Origin of the sequence: Corallococcus caeni, from assembly GCF_036245865.1 — a bacterium.
GTDB classification, from domain to species: domain Bacteria; phylum Myxococcota; class Myxococcia; order Myxococcales; family Myxococcaceae; genus Corallococcus; species Corallococcus caeni.
Genome location: NZ_BTTW01000002.1, coordinates 321,941 through 345,227, shown reverse-complemented (window position 1 = coordinate 345,227; position 23,287 = coordinate 321,941). Strand labels below are relative to the sequence as shown.

The 23,287-nt window shown below is 70.2% G+C and carries 20 protein-coding genes; 8 read left to right on the top strand and 12 right to left on the bottom strand.

Translation table 11 applies throughout. From position 1 onward, the window contains the following. Nucleotides 1-26 precede the first annotated feature (26 nt). From AABA78_RS09475 to AABA78_RS09445, 7 genes are all read right to left on the bottom strand, one after another. Entirely contained in the window at nt 27-323 is a 297-nt protein-coding gene (locus tag AABA78_RS09475) for a hypothetical protein (RefSeq protein WP_338262657.1), read from the bottom strand. Nucleotides 324-353: 30 nt separating this feature from the next. Further along, nucleotides 354-1,043: a hypothetical protein gene (locus AABA78_RS09470; RefSeq protein ID WP_338262656.1), complete on the bottom strand. Its 690-nt coding sequence runs from the start codon at nt 1,041-1,043 to the stop codon at nt 354-356. 13 nt (nt 1,044-1,056) lie between these two features. Further along, complete coding sequence (locus AABA78_RS09465; RefSeq protein ID WP_338262655.1) at nt 1,057-1,386, bottom strand: hypothetical protein; 330 nt, start codon at nt 1,384-1,386, stop codon at nt 1,057-1,059. 2 nt (nt 1,387-1,388) lie between these two features. Continuing rightward, nucleotides 1,389-2,390: a pilus assembly protein gene (locus AABA78_RS09460; RefSeq protein ID WP_338262654.1), complete on the bottom strand. Its 1,002-nt coding sequence runs from the start codon at nt 2,388-2,390 to the stop codon at nt 1,389-1,391. Further along, on the bottom strand, nt 2,390-4,054 hold the full coding sequence (locus tag AABA78_RS09455) for a pilus assembly protein TadG-related protein (RefSeq protein WP_338262653.1): 1,665 nt from the start codon (nt 4,052-4,054) through the stop codon (nt 2,390-2,392). The genes AABA78_RS09460 and AABA78_RS09455 overlap by 1 nt, the downstream gene beginning before the upstream one ends. A 5-nt stretch (nt 4,055-4,059) precedes the next feature. After that, nucleotides 4,060-4,866 (bottom strand): TadE/TadG family type IV pilus assembly protein, encoded by an 807-nt coding sequence (locus tag AABA78_RS09450; protein WP_338262652.1) that lies wholly within the window; start codon nt 4,864-4,866, stop codon nt 4,060-4,062. A 169-nt stretch (nt 4,867-5,035) separates the two neighbouring features. Then, nucleotides 5,036-6,472 carry a sigma 54-interacting transcriptional regulator gene (locus tag AABA78_RS09445; protein ID WP_338262651.1) on the bottom strand — a complete coding sequence of 479 codons (1,437 nt, stop codon included), beginning with the start codon at nt 6,470-6,472 and terminating at the stop codon, nt 5,036-5,038. Nucleotides 6,473-6,549: 77 nt separating this feature from the next. Between AABA78_RS09445 and AABA78_RS09440 the strand changes: the two genes are divergently transcribed. Together AABA78_RS09440 and AABA78_RS09435 are read left to right on the top strand one after the other, a co-directional pair. Further along, nucleotides 6,550-7,569: an ATP-grasp domain-containing protein gene (locus AABA78_RS09440; RefSeq protein ID WP_171420510.1), complete on the top strand. Its 1,020-nt coding sequence runs from the start codon at nt 6,550-6,552 to the stop codon at nt 7,567-7,569. 189 nt (nt 7,570-7,758) lie between these two features. After that, nucleotides 7,759-8,430 carry a DsbA family oxidoreductase gene (locus tag AABA78_RS09435; protein ID WP_120526339.1) on the top strand — a complete coding sequence of 224 codons (672 nt, stop codon included), beginning with the start codon at nt 7,759-7,761 and terminating at the stop codon, nt 8,428-8,430. Between the two features lie 61 nt (nt 8,431-8,491). Here AABA78_RS09435 and AABA78_RS09430 read toward each other — a convergent pair whose 3' ends face one another. Then, nucleotides 8,492-9,490: a hypothetical protein gene (locus AABA78_RS09430; RefSeq protein ID WP_338262649.1), complete on the bottom strand. Its 999-nt coding sequence runs from the start codon at nt 9,488-9,490 to the stop codon at nt 8,492-8,494. 175 nt (nt 9,491-9,665) lie between these two features. Here AABA78_RS09430 and AABA78_RS09425 point away from each other — a divergent pair, with 175 nt between their 5' ends. From AABA78_RS09425 to AABA78_RS09410, 4 genes are all read left to right on the top strand, one after another. Further along, a complete protein-coding gene (locus AABA78_RS09425; protein ID WP_338262648.1) occupies nt 9,666-10,634 on the top strand; it encodes a hypothetical protein in 969 nt (322 codons plus the stop codon). Nucleotides 10,635-10,852: 218 nt separating this feature from the next. Next, nucleotides 10,853-11,701, top strand: a complete 849-nt coding sequence (locus AABA78_RS09420) for a carboxypeptidase regulatory-like domain-containing protein (RefSeq protein WP_338262647.1) — start codon at nt 10,853-10,855, stop codon at nt 11,699-11,701. A 150-nt stretch (nt 11,702-11,851) separates the two neighbouring features. Beyond that, on the top strand, nt 11,852-13,825 hold the full coding sequence (locus tag AABA78_RS09415) for a sensor histidine kinase (protein ID WP_338262646.1): 1,974 nt from the start codon (nt 11,852-11,854) through the stop codon (nt 13,823-13,825). A gap of 195 nt (nt 13,826-14,020) precedes the next feature. Beyond that, on the top strand, nt 14,021-15,166 hold the full coding sequence (locus tag AABA78_RS09410) for a Fic family protein (RefSeq protein ID WP_338262645.1): 1,146 nt from the start codon (nt 14,021-14,023) through the stop codon (nt 15,164-15,166). Here the strand turns inward: AABA78_RS09410 and AABA78_RS09405 are convergent. Next, a complete protein-coding gene (locus AABA78_RS09405) occupies nt 15,163-16,209 on the bottom strand; it encodes a TolB family protein (RefSeq protein WP_338263581.1) in 1,047 nt (348 codons plus the stop codon). The two genes, AABA78_RS09410 and AABA78_RS09405, sit on opposite strands and share 4 nt — an antisense overlap. Before the next feature lie 76 nt (nt 16,210-16,285). After that, the gene (locus tag AABA78_RS09400) at nt 16,286-17,899 is read right to left on the bottom strand and encodes a golvesin C-terminal-like domain-containing protein (protein WP_338262644.1); all 1,614 of its coding nucleotides are present in this window, start codon (nt 17,897-17,899) and stop codon (nt 16,286-16,288) included. 432 nt (nt 17,900-18,331) lie between these two features. Between AABA78_RS09400 and AABA78_RS09395 the strand changes: the two genes are divergently transcribed. Both AABA78_RS09395 and AABA78_RS09390 read left to right on the top strand, forming a co-directional pair. Continuing rightward, nucleotides 18,332-19,069, top strand: coding sequence for a metallophosphoesterase (locus AABA78_RS09395; RefSeq protein ID WP_171422121.1), 738 nt, complete (start codon nt 18,332-18,334; stop codon nt 19,067-19,069). Nucleotides 19,070-19,182: 113 nt separating this feature from the next. Continuing rightward, on the top strand, nt 19,183-19,764 hold the full coding sequence (locus AABA78_RS09390; protein WP_338262643.1) for a DUF2378 family protein: 582 nt from the start codon (nt 19,183-19,185) through the stop codon (nt 19,762-19,764). Nucleotides 19,765-19,822: 58 nt separating this feature from the next. Here the strand turns inward: AABA78_RS09390 and AABA78_RS09385 are convergent, their stop codons facing one another. Then, entirely contained in the window at nt 19,823-20,836 is a 1,014-nt protein-coding gene (locus AABA78_RS09385) for a hypothetical protein (RefSeq protein WP_338262642.1), read from the bottom strand. 410 nt (nt 20,837-21,246) lie between these two features. After that, nucleotides 21,247-23,244: a potassium transporter Kup gene (locus AABA78_RS09380; protein ID WP_370469450.1), complete on the bottom strand. Its 1,998-nt coding sequence runs from the start codon at nt 23,242-23,244 to the stop codon at nt 21,247-21,249. Nucleotides 23,245-23,287 lie beyond the last annotated feature (43 nt).

The following is a 23,287-nucleotide window of genomic DNA, read 5'->3' as shown; positions in this document are numbered from 1 at the left end:
CCGGTCCTTCAATCACACGCGAGGACTCACTCCTCGTGGTCGTCGTCGCCGTGGTCGTGCGAGTGCGGCTGGGGCGTGGACTTGCCCTTGCCCTTGGGGCACTTCTTGGCGCACTTCGCCTTCGCGGCCTGGAACGCCTTCGTGCACTTCTCATTGCACGACTTGTCCTTCGCGGGGCACTTCCTCACACAGGCCTGGAGCGTGGAGCCAGCGCTGATGGAGCACTTCTCGTCGCACGTCTGCGCGAGCGCCTGGGGCGCTACCAGCACCGCGCCCAGCGCCATCAGTCCCAGCCAGCCCCTCACCGCGATTCGCGTCGTCATGTCGCTCCTGTCTTCCCTCTCCCGCTGGCGTCACTCGCCCGGGGTCAACCCATCGTCCGGCGCCACGGCCCGGCGCACCAGCCGCACCGCCACCGGACCTTCCTTGGTGACGCCCAGGTTGAGCGAGACCTCTTCCGTGGAGGACTTGAACACGCGGGGCTGGATCTCCTTGAAGCCCGCTTTCGTGAGCGCCTCGCGGTAGAAGGCCTCCACCTCTGCGGTCGTCTTGCCCGGCACCGAGTAGCTCACCGTGCGCGCGCCCTCCGTCTCCGCCGTCAGGACCCCGGAGCCTCCCGGGAAGACGGGCAGTCCGGCGGGCTGCGGGGCCTTCGCCGCGCCCAGGTTCGCCTCGCCCAGGAACACCGTGGTGGTGCCGTCCGGGTTCACCTGGAGGATGGCCGTGTAGGAGATGAAGTTGCGCGTGTCGACGGCGGTCACCATCGGCTCGCGCAGCAGTTGCAGCTGCCTGTACGCCTCCGGCACCACGAAGCCCCAGGAGAGCCAGCGGTCCACCACGCTCTGCAGGATGGTCTGCGCCTTCTCCTTGCTGCGCACCGCGCGCAGCTTCACCGGCACGCCGTTGGCGTCCACCTGGCCCGGCACGTCCACCACGCTGACGGTCTTCGGGATGTCCCAGGTGAAGTTGGCCCGCTGGGCCCATACAGGGGAGGCGCCCGCCAGTGCCAGCAGCAGGGCCCAGCGCCCGATTCCACGCGTCATCAACGATTCCTTCCTACTGCCGCTGCGAACGCGCGGCCTTGACCGACTTGCCCGACTTCGGACCCGTGTCGCCCTCCGGCTTGGGGCAGCGGGACTTGCACTGGTTGAACTGGGCTTGGAACTTCTGCGCGCAGCGCGCGGAACAGGCGCGGCTGCTGTCCTTCGCCGCCCCCGGGCTGCTCGGCGCCGGGCAGGCGGTGATGCAGGCGTTGAGCGTGTCCCCGTTCTTCGTCGCGCAGTCGGTGTTGCATGAGTTGCTGTCCGCGCGCGCGGGAGACGCCACCAGGCCCATGCCCAGCACCAACGCCAGCACTCCACCCGACAGCAGGCTTCGCATCTTCATCTTCAGCAATCCTTTCCAAGGAAACAGCCGCCATTGCCGGTACGGTCCAGATAGGACATTCCGTAGTGGGGCGTGGTGATGCCAATGAGCGCGCCAGGCGTCGTGTTCCACAGGTTGCCCAGCGCCGCGGGCTTCATGAAGTACTGCATGAAGTTGGTCTCCTCACCCGGCGCGCTCATCCAGAAGGTGTTCTCGCGCTGCATGAGCACCAGGGGAGGCAGCGGGTTCATGAAGAGCGCATCCATCGCCAGGAAGCTGGCGTAGGTCGGGATGGGCAGCGTGGTGGGCTCGTAGACGCCCTTCGTGACGACGTAGAAGGCGGCGTTGGTGCAGGGGACCGCCATGTCCTGGAACAGGAGGCAGGTCGTGGTCTCCTCCTCGCTCGCCAGTCCCCAGTCGTCCACGAGCATGGAGAAGCGACCCGGGCAGGTGCCCCCCACCGCGCGGCCAATGCCACACACCTGGATGTTGGCGTTGGCGGCCTCCAGGTGCTGCTGGTTGTACAGGCCGGTCTCCGGCGTCTGGTCCAGGAACCGGCTGGGGATGTTCCACGCGCTCAGGTTCGCCTGGGCGCTACACGAGCTGCTGCCCTGGTCGCGGAACAGCAGCCGGGTCAACACCGGACCATTCCAGCCCAGCCCCCCGCCCGGTCCGCAGTTCACGCGCAGTCCCGAGCCCTGCGTGAACACCTGGGTGATGGTGTCACCGTGGTTCACGGACGACAGGCCATTGAAGTCCGCATAGCGCGCCTGGGCGTCCTCGCCGCCCTGCCGCATGGAGTCCTCCGCCGGGTCGAAGTCCGAAATCAGGAGGCTGTGCATCCGTCCATGCGTGCCGTTCCACAGCGCGGACACCGCGGCCTCCTGCACCTTCAGCGACAGGAAGCCCACCTCCGCGAAGTGGATGCCGAACACCAGGATGGTGATGAACAGCGTGACGCCGATGGCCGCCTCCACGATGGACTGGCCCCGCGCCCGCTGGTGACGACGAAGATGGCTGTTCATCACTGGAACCCCTTGAAGCCCACGCGCCGCAGTTCCTGGATGGTCGCGGCGGAAGCCGGAGAGCTGGCGCCCAGCGCGCCGATGGCGTCATCCAGACCCGATTCGTCCGTGTCCACCGGCACCAGCGTGGCGCGCCAGTACGGGTTGAGCAGGTTGGGCGGCTCGCTCCAGTGGGAGAAGCTCGCGCTGCGCCCACGGTGGTAGTACGCGATGCCCGTGGACAGCGCCGTCTGGATGCCCAGCGGCGTGCCATCCGCCATGGTGGCGCTGCGGTTGTCGAACTTGCCCGCGTTCGGGTTCGGGTTGCTGGCCTCGAAGCGGAAGCGGAACGCCAGGTTCCACGGGTCCTGCTGCGCCGCGGGCATGTTGCTGCGGTCGCGCTGGATGACCGCGAAGTTCTTCGGCTGCCCGAAGTTGTTGTCCTCGCCGTTGGGCCACAGCTCCGTCAGGTTGTAGTCCAAGAACGGCGGCCAGATGCCCGGGCAGCTGGACGGACCTCCCAGACACGGCGCCAGCATGTGCCGCGCGAAGGGCGCAGGGTCCGTGCCACCAAACCACATATGCGTGGGCGTGGGCATGATGCCGCCGGAGGCCGCGAACAGGGCCAGGGTCGGCACGACGCCGCCCACCATCACCGGGCACGGCGGCCCACCGCCATGCGCGATATGGTTGTAGATGAAGGCCACCTCGCTCTGGTCTTCCGCCGTGACCGCAGGCGCATAGGGGGGAAAGAACCCGTACTGGAGGATCGGCTTGCCGAAGTGGGCCGTGCCGGCGGCGAACGGCAGCGTGACGATGTCCGGCGGCATGATGACGAAGGCCAGGTTCGCCTCGTGCGCGATGTACTGCTCGATGGTGCGCGACGTGACGAAGGTGAAGCCGCGGCTGCCCATGGCCGCGTCCACTGCGTGGGCCACCGTCAACGGGAGCGGATCACAGGCCGCGCCGCCACCCAGGCATGCCGTGTTGTCCGCCAGTTCCTTCTTGGAGATGTTGCCCGCGGACGGCGCCAGCCACCCCGCGTCGCGAGGGTTCTTGCCCGGCACCAGGTCCCCCAGGATGTCGTTGGCGAAGCCCTGGTCGTTCACCTTGTCCTTGAGGCTCCTGAAGTCCGCATACGAGGAGGCGTACAGCGCGCCCGCCGCCAGCTGATGCAGGCGCATCTGCAGGCCCACCATCGGATCCAGCGACTGGAACACGGCCTCCACGCGCAGGTCCTCGCGCTGCAGCTTCGTCATCAGCCGGCCCAGGTCCGTTGTCCCGCGCAAGCCGCACCGGCACGCGCGGGCACAGGCGGCGTTCCAGGCGCAGGGGCAACCGGCGAGGGCGAAGGCCTGGTAGACGGGCAGCCACGCCGCGTAGCCCGCCTTCGCCGCGTTCAATTCGCCCCGGTAGAGGCTGGCCCAGTTCAGGAGGCTGGCCGCGCCGGCGTTCGCCACCATGTGGGCGATCTCCGCGCGGTTGGAGACGGCGATGGTGTTGAACGTGCGCGCCGTGGCCACCGCGTTGGAGTACGCGGCCGCGTCCGCCACCGTCTGCACCTCGATGCGCTCGCGCACCTTCATGGTGAACGACAGCGTGAGGGCCACCATCAGCAGCAGCAACAGCATGCTGAGGACGAACAGCACCAGGGTCTGACCGCGCTGGGGGGAGGAGCGCTTCATGGCTTTCACCGGGGACAATTCATGGTGGCGAAGTAACGCGACTTCACGGGCGTCATCATCCGCATGGTGAACGTGGTGATGATGGGGAAGACGTACTGCCGCGCGTTCACGCGGTCCGCCAGCTCCGCCGCCAGCTCGCCGTCCAGCACGTGCGACGGCGTCACCTCACCGCCGTTCCAGTTGGCGTTGCGCTCGGCCACGAGCAGCGGGTTCGCGTCCGTGTAGGGCCGCAGGCCGAAGTGCGCCAGGAACATGCGCGACATCACCCAGTTGGCGAACGGGATGCGCAGCGGGTACCAGAACACCAGCTGCACCTCCAGCCGCCGCAGGTGCCCCGGCCGGTCGAAGTCGCTGTCCTCCGGGCTGTCCACGCCGCCGCCCGCCAGGTCCCGCAGGATCCAGACGATGCTGCGGTTATGCACTCCGTCCAGGCCGGGGCCCGGGCCGCCGGAGCCCGCGTAGCGGTTGTTCATCCGCGCCGCGAACGCCTCCGCCAGCAGCCGGGGCGCGTCCGAACCCGCGCCGCGGCCCAGGGGACCGTTGAGCGACCCCGTCCCCTGCCCCATGAAGGAGTGGAAGGTCGGAATCAGCGCCAGGATGGCCGCGTGGGTCATCCGCTCGCAGTCCCCGTGCGCCACGCTGCCCGCGCGCGTCGCCCGGAAGGCCGCGTAGTGCGTCATCACCCGCGCCTGCATCATCAGGAAGAGCTGCAGCGCCCCCAGAATCAGGAACACGACCAGCGGCAGCGACAGCGCGGCCTCCACCAGGGCCTGGCCGGATTCGCCTGCTTCACGGGGGGATCGTGCGCTCATACGGAAGCTCATCCTGCGGGACGGGGGCGTCTCGCAATATCCGTCAAGTGACCGCCGACACACCGCGTCGGGGTCCGAAGGGGGGCCTGGAGTGTCGCAGAGGTCGGCCCCCCTTGGAAACTTCCCGGGGAAAACACACCGTCCGTGAAAACCATGCGACGGCGATGTTTCAGCGCGGCTTCAGGCCCTTGGCGTCCAGCTGATACTTCTTCACCAGCCGCTCGATGGACTTCCTGTGCAGGCCGCTCTCCCGGGCGGCGCGGGACAGGTTGCCCTCGCAGCGGGTGAGGACGCTGGTGACGTACTCGCGCTCGAAGTTCTCCAGGAGCTGCTCCTTGGCGTCCTTGAAGGCCAGGTGCTCGTTGAAGGGCAGCGGCCCCTCGCGGGCCTGGCCCCGGACGCGCGGGGGCAGGTGGGAGGGCAGAATCTCCTCGCCCTCGTCGGAGAAGGTCAGCACGTGGGAGAGGACGTTCATCAGCTCGCGCACGTTGCCGGGCCACGCGTAGGCCATGAGCAGCCCCAGGGCCTCCGCGGAGAAGCGCTTGCGGCCGTGCTTGTCCACCACTTCCGGCTCCGCCAGCGCCTGCTTGAGGATGAGCGGGATGTCGTCCCGGCGCTGGCGCAGGGGCGGCAGCTGGATGTGGATGACGGACAGGCGGAAGTAGAGGTCCTCGCGGAAGTTGCCCGCGGCGATCTCCTTCACCAGGTCGCGGTGCGTGGCGGCGATGACGCGGCAGTCCACTTCAATGACGTCGTTGCCGCCCACCCGGCGCACCTCGCGGTTCTCCAGCACGCGCAGGAGCTTCGGCTGCAGGTCCAGGCGCAGCTCGCCCAGTTCGTCCAGGAAGATGGTGCCGCCCTGCGCGCGCTCGAAGGCGCCGGGGCGGCTGGACGTCGCGCCGGTGAAGGCGCCCTTCTCATGGCCGAACAGCTCGCTCTCGATGAGGTTGGGCGGGATGGCGCCGCAGTCCAGCACCACCATGGGCCCCTTCTTGCGGCCGGACAGCTCATGGATGGCGCTGGAGACCAGCTCCTTCCCCGTGCCCGTCTCCCCCTGGATGATGACGGACACGTCCATGGGCGCGATGCGCTTGATGAGCCCGAACACCTGCCGCATCTTCACGCTCTGGCCCACCATGCCGCACAGCTCGCCTTCGCGGTCGGGCTCCACCGCCACCTCTTCGTCCAGCGGGGCGAAGGTGATGACGGAGGAGCCGGCGCGGATCTGCGAGCCCGGGGACAGGTAGGCCCGCTCGATGCGCCGACCGTCCAGGAAGGTGCCGTTGGTGGAGTTCAGGTCCACCAGGAGGTAGCCGCGCTCGGTGTACTGGACCTCGAAGTGGTGGCGGCTGGCGGTGCGGTCCTCCACCAGCACCAGGTCGTTGCCCGGGTGGGCGCCGCAGCGAAGCCGCTCCTTGTCGCTGGCCATGGAGCGCCCGGTGTCCGGCCCGGACGTCACCAGGAGCCGGCACTTGTGCAGCTTCACGGTGGCGCGCGGATCCACCACCAGCGTCTCCCCCAGCAGGGGGGACTGGGACGACAACTCGAGGCCGACGTCTCCTGGATTGGTGTGGATGTCGTCGGGGTGCGGGTTCGGTGCGGTCATCAGTGAACGCGAGGATAGCAAAGGGTTCCCACGTGCCGTGCCTCCCTGCCCGTGCGTGCTAGTGTCCCGCGCCCCGCATGCCCCCCCGAAAAGCCCAGCCGAAGAAGGCGCCAGTCCCGCCTGGCGCACAGGCACCCGAGCGCGGTGACGCGCCGCGACCCAAGCGGCCCCGCGCGAAGAAGACCGTGGCCATCCTGTCCCGCAAGCGCTCGCTGTACTCGACGCGCCGGCTGGTGGAGGCCATCAAGGCCCGGGGTCACCGCCCGCTCGTCTTCGACACGCTGCGCTGCTGCCTGTTGCTGGCCCGCGGCAAGCCGCGCATGACCTACCGCGGCGCGGAGGTGAAGGGCGTGGACGTGGTGATTCCGCGCATCGGCGCGTCCATCACCGCGTACGGCCTGGCGGTGGTGAACCACTTCGAGATGATGGACGTGCCGGTGCTCAACCCGCCCACGGCCATCGCGCGCAGCCGCGACAAGCTGCGCGCGCTCCAGTTCCTGGCCCGCGCGGGCCTGGACATGCCCAGGACGGTGATGGCGCATGACCGCGGCAACGTGCGCAAGCTGGTGCAGGAGGTGGGCGGCCTGCCCGTCATCATCAAGCTGATCAAGGGCACCCAGGGCGTGGGCGTGATGATCGCCCACACGCTGCCGGAGGTGCAGACCATCCTCGACACCTTCTGGGACCTGGGCCAGGAGATCGTCCTCCAGGAGTTCGTCGCGGAGAGCGAGGGCCGCGACGTGCGCGCGCTGGTGGTGGGCGACACCGTGGTGGGCGCCATGCGGCGCAAGGCGAAGAAGGGCGAGTTCCGCTCCAACATCCACCGCGGCGGCGAGGGCCGCGCCATCACCCTGCCCCCCGCCTACGTGGAGGCCGCGGTGATGGCGGCGCGCATCATCGGCCTGGAGGTCGCGGGCGTGGACATGCTGGAGGGCCGCGAGGGCCCGCGCCTGATGGAGATCAACTCCAGCCCCGGCTTCGAGGGCCTGGAGGGCGCCACCGGCCAGGACATCGCGGGCACCATCGTGGAGCACGCGTTGGTGTACGCGGGGACCCGGGCCAGCGCGCTGGTCGCCAGGGCGGGCCGCGCATCCTGAAGCTGGTGTGACAGCAGGCACGCGAGCAGTGCCCGTGTGCCTGCCCGCCTGCTTCACGGCATGCGTGCGGGGCTTCACGGTGCGCACGGTGCCTTGGATGCTCCTCAGGAATACGGGAATGCATCCGGGCGCGGATTGTCCGGGGGTGTTGGCAGCGACGGGGATGCGCCTCTAATCTGGCGACCCCCGATGAAAACGCTGCACAAGCCGCTGCAGATCACCGTCTACCAGGATGTGCTTTGCGCCTGGTGCTACCTCGCCGACCAACGGTTGGAGGTGCTTCGCCAGGAGTTTGGCGACGCCGTCCGCTGGAGCGTGCGACCCTACCCGCTGCGTCTGCACGACGTGCTGCCCACGGAGCGCGAAGTGCGCGGGCTGGTGGAGGAGGTGAAGCGCGCGCAGCGCGAATCCGACCCCACCGCCTCGCTGCTCTCCACGGACCTGTGGCTGGGCGGTGATCCACCGCGCTCCAGCGTGCCGGCCCTGGCGGCGCTGGAGGCGGCGCGGTTGCAGGGACCGCAGGCGCGGGCCTTCCTCGCGCGGTCCATGCAGCGCGCCGCGCTGGAGCAGGGCGTCAACGTGTCGCGCTCGGATGTGGTGTTCGAGCTGGCGTCACGCGTGGGCCTGTCCATGAACCAGTTCTCCGCGGCCTTCCGTTCGGAGGAGACGCGCCGGCTCATCTACGACGAGCACCGGCTGGCCGGCAGCCGCGGCGTGCGCGGCGTGCCCACGCTCGTCATCGGCGGCCGCTGGATGCTGTGCGGCCTGCGCGAGCTGTCCGAGTACCGCGAGCACATCCTCGCGTGCCTGGGCAAGGTCGTCGCGCCCCGCTCGGGTTCCTCCGAGCGGCTGGTGCACTGAAGCGTCCGCGTCGCGCGCCTTCGCCTCCTTCGCGAAGGCGCGCCCGGCTTCCCGCGGGACTTCAGCCCGGGAAGGACTCCGCGGCTTCGTCGCGGGGAGCGCGCAGGGCCAGGAACATCCCCGCGATGAGCAGCTGGGCCAGCGCCATGCCGGGGAGGAAGCCCACGCAGCACACGAAGAACCCCGCCACCATGACGAGTCCCGCCATGAGCCCCACGCCCATGATGGACAGCCGCTGACCCTGCGCGGCCGCCCAGCTGCGGCGCAGCACCTCGACGGGAGAGGGCGGCACGTCGTCGTACGCGAGCTCCGGCTGGACCAGGTACAGCGGCAGCAGCAGGTACGTGAGCGGGACCACCAGCACCACGAACGCCAGCCCCAGCACGCCCATGATGGGCACCAGCGCGTCGAAGACCTGACCCGGGGACGGGTCCGCGCCCAGGTGGAGGCCCGACAGCAGGCCCGTGCCCATGACCGCGAGGAAGCCCAGGACGCCCAGGATGATCAGCGGCACCAGCACGATGGCGAAGACGAGGAGCATCGTCAGCGCGTAGGGCACCGCCTTGTGCATCTGGCTGAAGAGGCGCGCCACGTCCACGCGGCCGCCGTGCAGCACGTCGAAGCACACGCGCAAGAGGCCCAGCTGCACCAGGCCCTGCGCCAGCTGCTGCGCGGCCAGCGCCACCAGGCTCAACACCACGGCCACGGCGCCGCTGTCCAACGCCGCGCCGATGCCCGTGGCCACGTTGATCATCAGCTGCGCGCCGATGCTCACGCCGATGTAGATCAACACCGCGAGCGACAGCATGCCCCACTCGCGCTGGAACGCCGCCCAGCACACGTCCCACAGCTTGCTGAAGGTCCACGTCTCCCGGTCCAGCGGGAAGGTGGCGCCGGAGCGCTCCCGGCACGTGGGGCAGCGCGGCGACGTGCCGTTCAGGCTGCACGCGTCGCACGTGAAGTTGCCGCAGCGCGCGCAGGTGCCCGTGGCCTCCCGCCCCGGGTGCAACGCGCAGGACGCCCCCATCGCGCGTCCGAAGTCCACATCCGACATCCGCATGCCTCCCGGCGCGGCTCCCCGGAGGCCGCGACCCGGGTGTCATATCAGGTGGGCCCCTCCCCTTCCCGGCGGGCAGGCGTCCCGGATGAATTAACGGCGCACCCGGCCGTCGGTGGGGGCAGAGGTTGCGGAGCGGGACGCTTTGAGGGTCCACTTCCGCGCCAGGAGATCCTTCATGAACCGCTTGCTCGCCCTGGTCGTCCCCCTGGCCCTGCTGATGGGGACCGGCTGTGTCGTCGAGGCCCACTCGCATCGCCCCGTCCGCCGCGTGACCTACGTCGAGCCCGTGGCGCAGTACCGGTTCGCCGGCGCGCACCCCGTCCCCGACGACTACGGCGGCGGCTGGTGCCCGGAAGACTACGCCCACGTCCACGACTACCAGCCGCCCCAGGCGTCCTACGTCTACACGGACGACGTCTACTACTACCGGGGCCCGACGGTGGTCTGGTACTGGGACTACCACCCCATCGCGAGCGGCGGTTACTGCAACCTCCACGGGCGCCACCAGCACGACTACTACCCGCGCGGCTCGTGGGGCGCGGGCTACACCTACGACCGCGGCAGCCGGGGCTACCGCTGGGACAACAGCCACGCGGCCTCCGCAGGGTACGGCCGCAACAACGTGACGCCCTCGCGGCCCGCTCCGGCCCCCGTGCACCAGGGCCGCAACCCGCCCCCGGGCGGCAATGGCACCGGCGCCCGGCCCCCCAGCAGCTCCGGCGGTTGGGGCCGCAGCAACGCCGCCCCCGACACGAACAGCTCGCGTGACAACGACCGCGACGACAACAAGGGTGGCGGCTGGAACACCCCGGCCAGCAAGAGCCGCGACGACGACAACGACAGCAACCGTGGCAACGGCGGCGGCTGGGGCAACAGCGGCAGCAGCCGGAGCAGCAACAGCGGCAGCAGCAGCTCCGGTAGCAGCGGCAGCAGCAGCTCCGGCAGCAGCAGCGGGAGCAGCGGTGGCGGCTGGAGCAGCCCCGGTGGCGGCAGCCGGAGCAGCGGCAGCGGCGGGAGCAGCAGCGGCAGTGGCCGGAGCAGCGGCGGCAGCAGTGGAAGCAGCAGCGGCAGTGGTGGCGGCTGGAACACGGGCAAGAGCTCCGGCTCGTCCTCCGGCTCCAGCAAGGGCGGGACGCGCTGGTAGGCGCTCCGCCTCCTCCTCCCTGGCGTGACCCGCGGCACCGGGCGCGGCCCTCCGTCCTCGACGGAGGGCAGGCTCCCGGTGCCGACGTGTTTTCAACACCCGGAGGGCCCGGTGTCTGGTGCGTCCAGCCTCCGGGCGCACCGGGGCGTCCTGAAGGGGACGGACGGTGCCGGGGGACGGATTGCGATCGCCCCGGGCCGTGAAGATGTTGCGGCGCGATGAAACACTACATTCGGGCGGCGGGTGGTGCCGTGCTCGGGCTGTTGGCGATGGCCTGTGGCGACGGCGGCTTCACACCGGACCCCGGCGTGCGGACCGAGGACGCCGAGGCGGTGGATCTTGAAAACCTTCGCATCCTCGTGAGCGGCGAGGCACGCGTGTTCCCGGAGGCCGCGGGCGCGGCCGCCGCACCCGCGTCGCTCACCGGAATGGCGCTCAGCGTGGAGGAGCCCCTGCGCGTGGCCGTCAACGACTCGGCCGCCACCTTCGCGACCGGCGCGGTGTCCGAGGACGGCTCCTTCCGCATCACCGACGTGCCCGTGCGCGACGTGCACCAGGGGCTCGCGGTGGGCCTGGTGCACGACGGCCTCGTGCGCAGCACCACGCTCGTCTACGACACCGCCTTCACCGGCACCCGGCCGCGCACGGACATCATCGACGCGCACGCCTGGGCCCTGCCCACCGCGTTCGTGGATCAGCTGGGCGCCGCCGTGGGTGCGCCGCGCATCCAGGGACACACCGGGGACCCGGCGGCCACCCTGGCCTCCGCGGGCTTCGTGCTGGGGCGCGTGGTGGATCTCAACGGTCAGCCCGTGAGCGGCGCGCGCGTGGCGCTGGACCGCGCGGAGCTGGCGGATCGCGTCTACTACCCGTCCGAGGACCTCGCGTCCGTGAACACCACCGGCACCGCGGGCCACGGTCTGTTCCTCTTCGTGCACTCCGGCGCCGGTGTGTCGTCCTTCCAGCTGTCCGTGGAGGGCACCGACACCTACGTGCCGCGCAACATCGACGTGGGCCCTGGCCTGGGCGTGGTCCTCACCGTGTACCCGGGCCGTTACGCGCCCTGACCAAACCCTCGACAGGTCGGACATCCCTGCCTAGAGCGGACAGGCGTCCAACCCCGGCGTCTCATTGCCGGGGTGCCCCCGAAGACGAGATGTTGTGGCAGGATGCAGGGCTGGCGTTCCGGGGGGACGCGGATGATGAGCGGCCGTTCCATGCCACGAAGCACGGCGTTGGTCCGTGCCCTTGCGCGCAGCTCCGCGGTGGCCTCCTGCATGGTGGGGCTGCTGGTGCTGGTGGGCTGGGCGCTGGACGTCATGGTCCTCAAGTCCATGGGCGCCGCGCTTCCCGCCATGCGTCCCAGCGCCGCGCTGGGGCTGCTGCTGGGCGGGGCCGCGCTGGGCCTGCGGCTGCCGGCCACCCCCCACCGCTCCCGCCAACGGCTGGGCACCGCGCTCGCGCTGGCCACCGCCCTGCTGGGCGCGGCGAGCCTCGTGGACGGGGTCATCACGGGTGGGAACGGCGGCATGGACGCGCTGCTGCTGCGCGCCTTCGGTGAGGAGGGCATCGCGTCGTCCGGCGTCGCGCCGTCGCCCCTGACGGCGCTGTGCCTGATGCTGCTGGGCCCGGCGCTGGCGCTGGTGGACCGGGGCCACCCGCAGCGGCTGTCGTGGTCGGACGCGCTGGCGGCGCTCGCGCTGATGGCGGCGCTGACGGGCCTCAACGGCTTCCTGCTGGGCCCCCTGGTGACGCCCGCCGCCGCGCCGTTCTTCCAGGAGCGCAGCATGGGGCTGCACACCACCTGCGTGCTGATGCTGCTGGGCGTGGGCACGCTGTGCGCCCGGCCGGAGCTGGGGCTGATGGCGCGGCTCACCCGGGACACGCTGGGCGGCTTCGTGGCGCGGCGGCTGGTGCCGGTGACGCTGCTGGGGCCGCCGGTGCTGGGGCTGACGCTGGTGCTGATGCACCTGACGGGCGGGCTCAGCCACGACGCGAAGCTGCCCCTCTTCGCCACGGTGGTGGCCGCGGGCGGCGTCACGCTGGTGCTGCTGGCGGCGCGCGCGCTGGACGTGCTGGACCGGGAGCGCATGCGGGCCACCGCCGCGCTGGAGGCCTCCGAGGAGCGCTTCCGCACCTTCCTGGACACCGCGCCGGACCCCATGGTGGTGGTGGACGCCACCGGGCGCGTGCGGTTCGCCAACGCGGAGGCGGAGCGCGTCTTCGGCTACCGCCGGGAAGCCCTGCTGGGCCGCGAGGTGGAGCTGCTCGTGCCGGAGGGGCTCCACGGCCCGTCCGCCACGGGCGAAGGCCCGGAGCGCGCCACCGCGGGGCGGCTGGTGTCCGGGCAGCGGCAGGACGGCACCCACGTGCCGCTGGAGGTGCGGCTGAGCCCGCTGGAGGGCGAGGACGACGCCACGCGCATCGCCATCCTGCGCGACGTCACCGAGCGCCGGGACCTGGAGAAGCTGCGCGAGGAGTACGTGGGGCTCATCTCCCACGACCTGCGCAACCCGCTGAACACCATCAACCTGCGCGCCCACCTGCTGCAGCGCGCGCTGCACGAGCGGAAGCTGGAGCGCGAGGGCCACATGGCCCAGGCCATCATCCACAACGTGGAGTGGATGAGCACGATGATTGAAGAGCTGCTGGAGGGCTCGCGGCTGGAGTCCGGCCGGGTGACGCTGCGCCGCGAGGCGCACGACCTGGGCCGCTTCCTGGAGGAGGTGCTGGAGCGCGACGTGCCCCCCGACGCGCGCGAGCGCTTCCGGCTGCACCTGGCGGCGGCGCTGCCCCCGGTGTCCATGGACGCCGCGCGCCTGGAGCGCGTGGTGACGAACCTGCTGACCAACGCGCTCAAGTACAGCCCCAAGGGGACGCCGGTGGACGTGCGGCTGGCGGCCGTGCACGACCACGCCGTGGTGTCGGTGACCAACCAGGGCGCGGGGCTGTCCCCCCGGGACGCGGCGCGCCTGTTCGACAAGTACTACCGCACGGAGGACGGCCGCTCGCAGGACGGCAAGGGGCTGGGCCTGGGGCTCTACATCAGCCGGCTCATCGTGGAGGCCCACTCCGGCCACATCTGGGTGGAGAGCGAGCCGGACCGGGGCGTCACCTTCTTCTTCAGCGTGCCCCTGGAGGCCCCCTCCACCCCGTCTGAGTCCGAATCGCCGCGGCAGCGCGCCAGCTAGATGTGTCCGACAGGGTCCGGCAGTGCTGGCTGACGGGGCGAACCTGCTGGAACCATTGGGAAATGAGGCTTTTAAAGCCTGTCTTCCTTAGGTCTGACACTATTTAAGCCAAAGCCATTTGACTTAAATAAACCCCATTCGAATGCTGGGGGCATGACTGACGCCTCATCCGCGCCTTCGAGGATGGGTCGGTTCGTGGAGACCACCGTCGCCGGGGAGCGCGTGCGGTCTTTCGTGCCGCCGCCCTTACCGCCGGCCCCATCCATCGACGTTCTGGGACTTCTGGACCGACTCAGCCGTGCCGAGCGGGCGCTGGGCCGCCTTGATGGCATCACGGTGCTCCTGCCGAGCCAGGAGCTGTTCCTCTACATGTACGTGCGCAAGGAGGCGGTGCTCTCCTCGCAAATCGAGGGGACACAGTCGACGCTCGCCGACCTGCTCCAGTTCGAACTCGGCGCCCAGGAGGGACAGCCCATCGACGACGTCCGCGAAGTCTCGAACTACGTCGACGCGATGATGTACGGGCTCGAGCGGCTCAAGGAACTGCCACTCTCACTCCGGCTCATCCGCGAAATGCATGCGCGGCTGCTGCAAAGCGGACGCGGTGGCACGATGGATCCAGGTGAGTTCCGTCGTTCGCAGAACTGGATCGGAGGGACGCGGCCTGGAAATGCGCTGTACGTTCCGCCTCCGGTGACGGAGCTCGACGGTTGTCTCAGTGCCTTCGAGAACTTCATGCACGAGGAGCAGTCCCGGCTGCCAGCCCTCATCAAGGCGGGGCTCCTGCACGTGCAGTTCGAAAGCATCCATCCCTTCCTCGACGGCAATGGCCGCATCGGACGCCTCCTCGTGACGCTCTATCTGTGCGTCCACGGCGTGCTCCGTAAGCCGTTGCTCTACTTGAGCCTCTACCTGAAGACGCACCGGGCGGATTACTACCGGCTGATCCAGGAGGTCCGCGAGCGGGGCGCGTGGGAAGCCTGGCTCGAGTTCTTTCTTGAGGGCGTCGCGGAGACCGCGAATCAGGCCTTCGAAGCGGCAACCCGGATCTCCGAGCGCTTCAAGCAGGACCGCGAGCTCATCAACCTCAAAAGCGAGCGCACCAGCTCAGCACTCCGTGTGCACGAGCTCTTGCAGGCTCACCCCTACCTGACCTCGAACCAACTCGTCGTTCGGACCGGACTGACCGCCCCCACCGTGAACGCGGCGCTCGCGGACCTGGAGCATCTGGGCATCGTGCAGGAGGTCACAGGACGCAAGCGAGGCCGCGTCTTCGCGTATCGCGGCTACCTCGCCATCCTGAACGAGGGGACGACGCCGTTGCATGGAGGCAGGGGCTAGCGCGGCGTGAACCAGCGCGGCAGCCAGTCCGCGCCCTTCGCCGTGGTGAGCCGCGTCTGGCCCGTGCCATCCGGGCGCATGAGGTACAGGTCGGTGTCGCCGTCGCGCTCGGAGACGAACACCAGCGCCTTGCCGTCCGGGCTCCACGCCGGCATGTCGTCGCGGTGCTGGCCGTCCGTCAGCGCCACCGGCGCGCCGCCCGCCACGTCCGCCACCCAGATGCGGCTCTTGCCGTCCTCGAGCCGGGCCACGTACGCCACGCGCTTGCCGTCCGGGCTGAAGACCGCCTCGCGCTCGTCGCCCGCGAAGCCCTCGCCGGACAGGGCCCGCAGGTCCGCGCCGTCCGGCCGCACCAGGTACACGCGCTCCTTGCGCTCGCGGTTGCTCACGAACGCGAGCCACTTCCCGTCCGGACTCCACTGCGGCGTCCGGTCCTCCATGTAGAACGTGGTGATGCGGCGGGGCTCGCCCGTGCCGTCCGCGCGGAAGACGTAGACTTCCGGGTCCCCCTCACCACTGCACACGCACGCCACCTCCGTGCCGTCCGGTGACACCGCGGGCTCGAAGCAGCCCGCCTTCACGTGCGTCAATGGCGTGTCCACCGCGTTCGCCGTGGGCCGCACGCGCACCACGTCGCTGAAGCCCTGCGCGTCGGACTCCACCGCCAGCCACGTGCCGTCCGGCGCCCAGCTCGCGTTGCGCGCGCGGGGCCGGGGCGGATGCAGCGCCACGGAAGGCCCCCCGGCGAGCGGCTGGACCCGCAGCTGCTGGAAGACGCGCCCGCTCGCCTCACCCGACGCAATCACCAGCAGCGTGCGGCCGTCGGGCGACGGCGGGCCGGGGTACTCGTCCTCCGGCGCGGAGGTGACCTGCGTCTCCTCTCCGGCGGGCGTCACCCGCCAGACGTCCTTTTGCCCCGCCCTTTCGGAGAGAAAGACGATGGTGCCCGGCAGGGCCCGCCGCTCCGCCTCCGACAGGGCGCCGGGCGCCGGGACCGTGGCAGCGCCGCCGCAGCGGCCCTGACAGCCCATGGCGCCCAGCAAGACGAGCACGGCCCACCCCCACCGTGCCCGCGAGGGCCCGGAACGCGCATGCCGTTCAAGGCCCCCGTGCATCACGTCAGCGCACCCGGACGGCGTCGGCCATGACCACGTAGCCCGGGGTCGTCCAGCGGCTCAGCTGCACCTTGTTCCAGCCGGCGCTGAAGCTGTACGTGCCCAGCTGCACCCACTTGCCGCCGTTGGTCTGCTGGTTGACGGACACGCGGCCCACCTCGGCACCCGACGCGTTGTAGGCGATGAACGGCGCCGTGGCGGAGCGGTTCGCGCCCTCGACCCACCAGGCGTCGACGGTGCGCGTCTGCGCGGTGGGCAGGTAGAACTCGAACGTGGCCGGCGCGGAGATGGCCTCCGTGGCCGCGTAGTAGTAGCCGCTGCCGTAGTAGCCGGCGCTGTAGCCGTCCGTCCACGTGCCCGTCGTCGAGAACTTCGCCTTGGACGCGTCGTTGTTGGCGCTGTTGCTGTCGATGATGATCTCACCGGCCGGCGTGGACGTGCCGCAGTAGCTGTTGATCTTGCTGATGTACGTGGACCACGGCCAGTTGGGACCCGGATCCGTGCGGCTCGACGGCTGCAACCGGCCGTGCGCCACGATGTGGTAGCTGTCCTTGATGATGGCGTTGTCGCGCGCGATGTCGCACGACAGCTTCGCGGACGCGTCAATCTGCCCGGCCGGGAAGGACGTCTGGCTGGCGTAGCCGCCGTGCTCGATGCCGATGGTGAAGTGGTTGGCCGACACGCCGTTGAGCCAGCACTCCTTGCTGCCGTTGAGCGAGCAGTCGTAGGTGGCGCCGATGTGCCACGCGCGGCTGGCCTCACGCACCAACTGGGAGACCTCGCTGCCGCTCTCGTTCACCACGTAGTGCGCGCTCACCTGCGAGGCGCTGTTGGTGAGCCAGCTCCAGCAGGACGAGTAGCTGCCCTCGCAGGTGTGGATGATGATCATCGACGGGTCGCCCGTGTTGTTGGTGGGGCGCGTGTTGTAGTTGGGCGACGGGCGCCAGATGGCCGCGCCGTAGTCCGGCCCCGCCGCCATGGCGCGCACCTGGGGACGCTCGAACTTCGCCTCCACCTGCACGGGCTCCAGCGACGCGGCCACCGAGCCGTCCTGGTTGAGCGCCACCGCGCCCTGGTTGAGGACCGCGTACACGCCGCGGTGCACGTGCTCCGCCTGCGCCTCCGGGTTGGTGATGCCGCTCAGCTGGGCCACCACCGGCGCCCACGCGGCCAGGTCCCCGCGCTCCACCTTCGCGTCCGTGGCCAGCTGGGACAGCCGCGCCGCGCCCGCGCGCAGGTTGGACAGCGCGTCCGTGCGCGCCGCCTCCGCCGTCACGCCCGCCAGCGCCGCGCCCTGCTCCAGGTCCGCGCCCCGCAGCGCCATCAGACCGAACGCGGGCTGCTGGCCGGGGAACTCCGCCTCGCCGGCCACCATCTGCCAGCGCGTCTCCGCGTAGGAGACCGCCTTGAGCAGCTCCGCCGGGACGTTGAACTCCTGCGCGGCCTGCGCGAACAGCGGATCCAGCTCACGCGGCAGCGCGCTGCCGGCCGTGTCCGTCGACGGCTGCGACGGCGTCTCGGCGGGGGGCGCCTCCGAGGGCTGCTGCGCCTGGGGGCCGCACGCGGACAGCACCAGGGCGGCGGCCGCCGCCGCGAGGGGATTGCGGAAGGTTGACATGAAGGGACTCCAAAAATCGGGGGAGGGACTCCACGGCCCGCCCCCGCTTTCCCACGGAGACGGCTGGAGCCGCCTTCTCAGCACCATGCGTGCCAGCCCCTTCCAGCCCATCACCTTCGTCCAGTTTTCTTCCGCGACCGGTGCATGCATGCTCCACTCGCACGAAGCGCGCGATTCTCCTCGCGACCTCAAACACCTGAAATCACGGAATTACCTACATGTCTTGGCCTCCCGTCTACACGCGGAGTCCGGCATGGTGCATGGATGCCGCACTGCCGTGTTTCAGGACATCCGTGACGTAACGGATTGTTACATCATTTCTTGTATTAATCACTATTTGAACCCTTGGCGGACCCAGGGGGGAAGGCCGTCCGGGCGGGGACGTGCGGGAAGGGCCGACACGGGGCGGGCCATCCGCTATACGCCAGCATCATGCGGCTCTTCGGCATTGGCGACACGCACCTGCCCTCCACCCGGCAGAAGGACATGCACCGCTTCGGCTGGACGGACCACCCGCTGCCCCTGCAGCGCGCGTGGGATGAGAGGGTGCGGCCGGAGGACGCGGTCATCGTCGCGGGCGACATCTCCTGGGCCACCCGCGCCCACGAGGTGATGGAGGACCTGGCGTGGCTGGACGCGCGGCCGGGGCGCAAGGTGCTGGTGCGCGGCAACCACGACTACTGGTGGGGCGACTCCGCGTCCAAGCTGCGCAAGCTGCTGGAGCCCTTCCGCACGCTGGAGGGCTTCCTGCACAACAACGCGGTGGTGCTGGGGCCGTGGGTCATCGCGGGCACGCGGCTGTGGACGGCGCCGGAAGCGCCGCCCATGCCCGGCGGGGAGATGGGCGACGAGCAGGGGGACTCCGGCTACGTGGAGCGGGAGACGCGCCGGCTGGCCACGTCGCTGGAGGACGCGCTCAAGAAGGAGGCCGCGCACCCCACGCCGCTCACCCGCATCGTGGCGGTGCACTTCCCGCCCGTGTACGCGAACGAGCGGGCCACCGCCTTCAGCGCCCCCATCGAAGCGTTCGCGCCCAAGGTCTGCGTGTACGGCCACCTGCACTCGAGCGGCATCCCCGCGGGCTTCACCGGTGACCGGGCGGGCGTGCGCTACGTGCTCGCGTCATGCGACGCGGCCGGCTTCGCGCCGGTGCTGCTGGACGAGCGCTGAACCACGCCTCCCATCAGGGCCGCTGTCACGCCGGGTGAAGGCTTTGTCGACAGGGGAGAGGGGGCCGTTAAGCTACCTCCCGGGTTCGCCCGTGAACCAAGGAGTTGGAAGTCATGCCGTCGGACAAGGCCGAACTCGCCGCCCGGATCGCCAGCCTCCAGCCGGGGGATTCCATCCGCGGCCTCATCTTCAAGTCCGTCTTCGGCCTGGTGCAGCAGCACGCGGGCGCGACCGGGATGGAGACGCTGCGCGTGGGGGAGCTGAACCACGACTACGCGGAGCTGCGCTCGTACCCGGCCCGGGAGTTCCTCACGCTGCTGTACAACGCGGCGGACCTGCTGGAGGGCGCGCTCGGCCCGACGGACGCGGTGTTCCACGCGTGCGGCGAGGTGAGCATCACCCGCTACTCCACGGGGCCCGGGATGCTGGTGTTCGGCATCATCTCCCGGGGGGATCCGCAGAAGCTCTTCGCGGGCGCGCAGATGGCGTACAGCGCGGCGGTGTCCTACGGCAACCGCGAGTACCTCACCACGGGGCCCAAGTCCGGCACCCTGCGCATGCGCCGGGACATGATGCCGCCCGCGTACCACGTGGGCATCCTCACCGGTTCGCTCAAGGTGCTGGGACTGACGGGCAAGGCCACCGCGAAGCCGCAGGGCATCGACCGGGTGGACTACGACATCGAGTGGGCCTGAAGCGGGACGCGGGGCCGCGCGTCGCCAGAAGTCCAGGTGAGCGTCAGGCCACGGTGCTTCAGTCGACGCGGGTGTAGGTCACGTCCAGCTGCGCCACCACGCGCTCGCCCACGGACGCCGTGCAGGCGAAGGTGTGGTCCGCGCCGCGCACGCGGGTGCGGCGCGCGCCGAACACCACCGTCTGGCCCGCGTAGGCCAGGCTGTCCGCGGACAGCTTCACGTCCTTCGCCACGAAGCGGGCCTCGGCGTTGCGCTCCAGGTCGCGGCCCAGCGTGGTCGCCATGCGCGTCATGCCGCCCGCGACGACGGCCACCGGCATCACCGGGTGCATGGCGAAGTGGCCCTTGCACAGCTCCGGGGTGACGACCAGCGACGAGCGCAGGCTGTCGCCGTCCGCCTGGAAGTCCCGCAGCTCCAGCGGCTTGCTGTACGGGTTCTGCCGCAGCTTCGCCCACTCCTCCGGGGTGCGCTGCACGGTGTCCGCGGGGCGCGGCTCGCGGCGCATCTCCTGGCGCGCCTCGCCGAACAGGCGGGTGAAGGCGGCGGCGGACAGCACGTTGTAGTCCACCTCCAGCCGGAACAGCGGCGTGCCGTCCGACGAGGACAGCAGCGTGCGCGCCGTGCAGGTGCGCTTGCCCGTGTACTCCGCCTGCGCCAGCGCCCACAGCATGTCCGTGGCGCGCTCCTGCGCGGACGGCTGCAGCCACTGACCGCGCGCCGCGCTGGCCAGGTAGAAGTGCTGCCCGTCCTTGGGCGCCACCAGCGCCGCGCCGCACGAGCCCAGGATGGCCAGGTGCCGGCCCGCCTCGCCCAGGCCCAGCGGCATCGCCTCCGCGTCCGGCGCCATCTGCACCGGCACGCGCGCCACCACCTCACCCGGCAGCACCGTCACGTCCTTCAGCGCGAAGTACGGGTCCCGCACGCAGATGCGCGGGTACAGCTCCTGAGCGCTCAGCACCGTGTACGGCGCCGCGTCCGACAGCGGCATCCGGGGCTCGGCCATCCACGGCATGACCGACTTCACCGGGGAAACCGGGGACGACACGGGGGCGGGGGCGATGGCCTGGAGCATGGGGGTCTGACCTCGTTTCGGACGCCGGGTGCCGGGGGACACCTGGCCGCAGGGTAACCGAGTTCTATTTCGCTGGGACAGTACTTTTCTCTGCCCCGCGAAAAGATTCTCGATTCATCGGCGAAAGTGTTGCTGCCCCGCCGTATTTTTCTATGTGAACCGGAAAAAACGGAGGGAGGAGGTGCAATCTGGAGCAGGCAAGCCCCTGCGTAAAGGGCTGTGTAGCAGCCAGTGCCCGACACCCATGGGTCTGTTTAACCCCCTGGTCAAAAATCCTACCCATGTGTTTTCAGGAGCTTAGAAGGCCAAAATCGGCCCAAGTCCGGGAAAACACGCGCAGTGTGGGCTGAATAGATTTTCTACTCACGGGGTGAAGTCCCGGCGCGGCAGGCCCGGGACCTCCGCCGGGACTACAGCTCCACCTGGCTGCCCAGCTCCACCACGCGGTTGGGGGGAATCCGGAAGTAGGCGGTGGCGCTGCGGGCGTTGCGGCTCATCCAGGAGAAGAGGGCCTCGCGCCAGACGGCCATGCCGGGCTTCTTGGTGGGGATGAGGGTCTCGCGGCCCAGGAAGAAGCTGGTGCCCATGAGCTGGAACTGGAGCCCCTTCTCCCGGCAGCGCTTGAGGACGTCCGGGATGCTGGGGTTCTCCATGAAGCCGTAGCGGGCGATGACGCGCACGAAGCCCTGCTCCAGGGGCTCCACCTCCACGCGCTCGCCGGCCACGATGTGGGGAATCTCCTCCGGGATGATGGTGAGCAGCACCACCTGCTCGTGGAGGATCTTGTTGTGCTTGAGGTTGTGCAGGAGCGCGGGCGGGGTGCCCTCCGGGTTGCCCGTCATGAAGATGGCGGTGCCGGGCACGCGCACCGGCGGGTGGTCCCCGAAGCTGCCCAGCAGGTCCTTGAGGCCCAGGCTGGCCGCGCGCAGCTTGGCCGCGAGGATGTCGCGGCCGCGCTTCCAAGTGGTCATCAGCGTGAAGATGCAGACGGCGAGCAGCAGCGGGAACCAGCCGCCGTCGGAAATCTTCACCGCGTTGGCGCCGAAGAAGGACAGGTCCACCAGCAGGAACACCCCCGCGATGGGCAGGGCCACGGCGCGGCCGACGTTCCAGCGCTCGCGGGCCACCACATAGGCGAGCACCGTGGTGATGGCCATGGTCGTCGTCACGGCGATGCCGTACGCCGCCGCCAGCCGGCTGGAGGAGCCGAAGCCCAGCACCAGCGCCACCACGCCCACCAGCAGCACCCCGTTGAGGCCGGGCAGGTAGATCTGCCCCATCTCCTCCGCGGACGTGTGCACCACCTCCATGCGCGGGCTGTAGCCCAGCTGCATGGCCTGGCGGGTGATGGAGAAGGAGCCGGAGATGAGGGCCTGCGACGCGATGACGGCGGCGCCCGTGGCCAGGGCCACCAGCGGGTAGCGGGCCCAGTCGGGGGCCAGGAGGAAGAAGGGGTTGCGGGCGGCCTCCGCGTGGCGCAGGAGCAGCGCGCCCTGCCCCAGGTAGTTGAGCACCAGCGAGGGCAGCACCAGCGCGAACCACGCGCGCTTGATGGGGCCCGCGCCGAAGTGGCCCATGTCCGCGTAGAGCGCCTCGCCGCCCGTCACCACCAGGAACACGGCGCCCAGCACCAGGAAGCCGTGCCCCCCGTTGTCGATGAAGAAGTGCACGCCGTGCACGGGCGACAGCGACCAGAGCACCGCGGGGTTGTGCAGGAGCTCCTTCACCCCCAGCACCGCGATGACCACGAACCACAGGGCCATGAAGGGGCCGAACACCGCGCCGATGCCGCCGGTGCCCTTCCTCTGCACGAGGAACAGCAGCCCCAGGATGATGAGCGAGATGGGGATGATGTACGGCTCGAAGACGGGCGTGGCTACGCTCAGGCCCTCCACCGCGCTCAGCACGGAGATGGCCGGGGTGATGAGGCCGTCGCCGTAGAGCAGCGCCGCGCCGAAGATGCCCAGGGTGATGAGCACGGGCCGGGCGCGGTGCGCCTGGCCCCGGGGGCGCTGCATGGCCAGCGCCATGAGCGCGAGGATGCCGCCCTCGCCCCGGTTGTCCGCCCGCATCACGAAGAGGAGGTACTTCACCGACACGACGATGATGAGCGACCAGAAGATGAGCGACAGCACGCCCATCACGTTCGCCGGCGTCGGGGTGATGCCGTGCGGGCCGGTGAAGCACTCGCGCAGGGCGTACAGCGGGCTGGTGCCGATGTCTCCGAAGACGATGCCCAGCGCGCTCAGGGCCAGCATCGCGATGCGTTTGGGAGAGTCCGGCCCGTCCGTGGGGGCGGCCGGTGATTCCGAGGGTGCGTTCACGGCCCCCGCTTTAGCCGAACCCGGGCCCGCCGCAACCGAAGCCTGGACACTCCTTTGGTTTCCAACCGCTCCAGGTGCTCCCATGTGCGCGTCTGGCGCCATGCCCCCGAGGGTGCCGGGCCGCGGA

Bases quoted from the DNA above. Each gene is read 5' to 3' on its own strand.
- AABA78_RS09475 (WP_338262657.1), bottom strand. From the start codon at position 323: ATGACGACGCGAATCGCGGTGAGGGGCTGGCTGGGACTGATGGCGCTG.
- AABA78_RS09470 (WP_338262656.1), bottom strand. From the start codon at position 1,043: ATGACGCGTGGAATCGGGCGCTGGGCCCTGCTGCTGGCACTGGCGGGC.
- AABA78_RS09465 (WP_338262655.1), bottom strand. From the start codon at position 1,386: ATGAAGATGCGAAGCCTGCTGTCGGGTGGAGTGCTGGCGTTGGTGCTG.
- AABA78_RS09460 (WP_338262654.1), bottom strand. From the start codon at position 2,390: ATGAACAGCCATCTTCGTCGTCACCAGCGGGCGCGGGGCCAGTCCATC.
- AABA78_RS09455 (WP_338262653.1), bottom strand. From the start codon at position 4,054: ATGAAGCGCTCCTCCCCCCAGCGCGGTCAGACCCTGGTGCTGTTCGTC.
- AABA78_RS09450 (WP_338262652.1), bottom strand. From the start codon at position 4,866: ATGAGCGCACGATCCCCCCGTGAAGCAGGCGAATCCGGCCAGGCCCTG.
- AABA78_RS09445 (WP_338262651.1), bottom strand. From the start codon at position 6,472: ATGACCGCACCGAACCCGCACCCCGACGACATCCACACCAATCCAGGA.
- AABA78_RS09440 (WP_171420510.1), top strand. From the start codon at position 6,550: ATGCCCCCCCGAAAAGCCCAGCCGAAGAAGGCGCCAGTCCCGCCTGGC.
- AABA78_RS09435 (WP_120526339.1), top strand. From the start codon at position 7,759: ATGAAAACGCTGCACAAGCCGCTGCAGATCACCGTCTACCAGGATGTG.
- AABA78_RS09430 (WP_338262649.1), bottom strand. From the start codon at position 9,490: ATGCGGATGTCGGATGTGGACTTCGGACGCGCGATGGGGGCGTCCTGC.
- AABA78_RS09425 (WP_338262648.1), top strand. From the start codon at position 9,666: ATGAACCGCTTGCTCGCCCTGGTCGTCCCCCTGGCCCTGCTGATGGGG.
- AABA78_RS09420 (WP_338262647.1), top strand. From the start codon at position 10,853: ATGAAACACTACATTCGGGCGGCGGGTGGTGCCGTGCTCGGGCTGTTG.
- AABA78_RS09415 (WP_338262646.1), top strand. From the start codon at position 11,852: ATGCCACGAAGCACGGCGTTGGTCCGTGCCCTTGCGCGCAGCTCCGCG.
- AABA78_RS09400 (WP_338262644.1), bottom strand. From the start codon at position 17,899: ATGTCAACCTTCCGCAATCCCCTCGCGGCGGCGGCCGCCGCCCTGGTG.
- AABA78_RS09395 (WP_171422121.1), top strand. From the start codon at position 18,332: ATGCGGCTCTTCGGCATTGGCGACACGCACCTGCCCTCCACCCGGCAG.
- AABA78_RS09390 (WP_338262643.1), top strand. From the start codon at position 19,183: ATGCCGTCGGACAAGGCCGAACTCGCCGCCCGGATCGCCAGCCTCCAG.
- AABA78_RS09385 (WP_338262642.1), bottom strand. From the start codon at position 20,836: ATGCTCCAGGCCATCGCCCCCGCCCCCGTGTCGTCCCCGGTTTCCCCG.
- AABA78_RS09380 (WP_370469450.1), bottom strand. From the start codon at position 23,244: ATGGGAGCACCTGGAGCGGTTGGAAACCAAAGGAGTGTCCAGGCTTCG.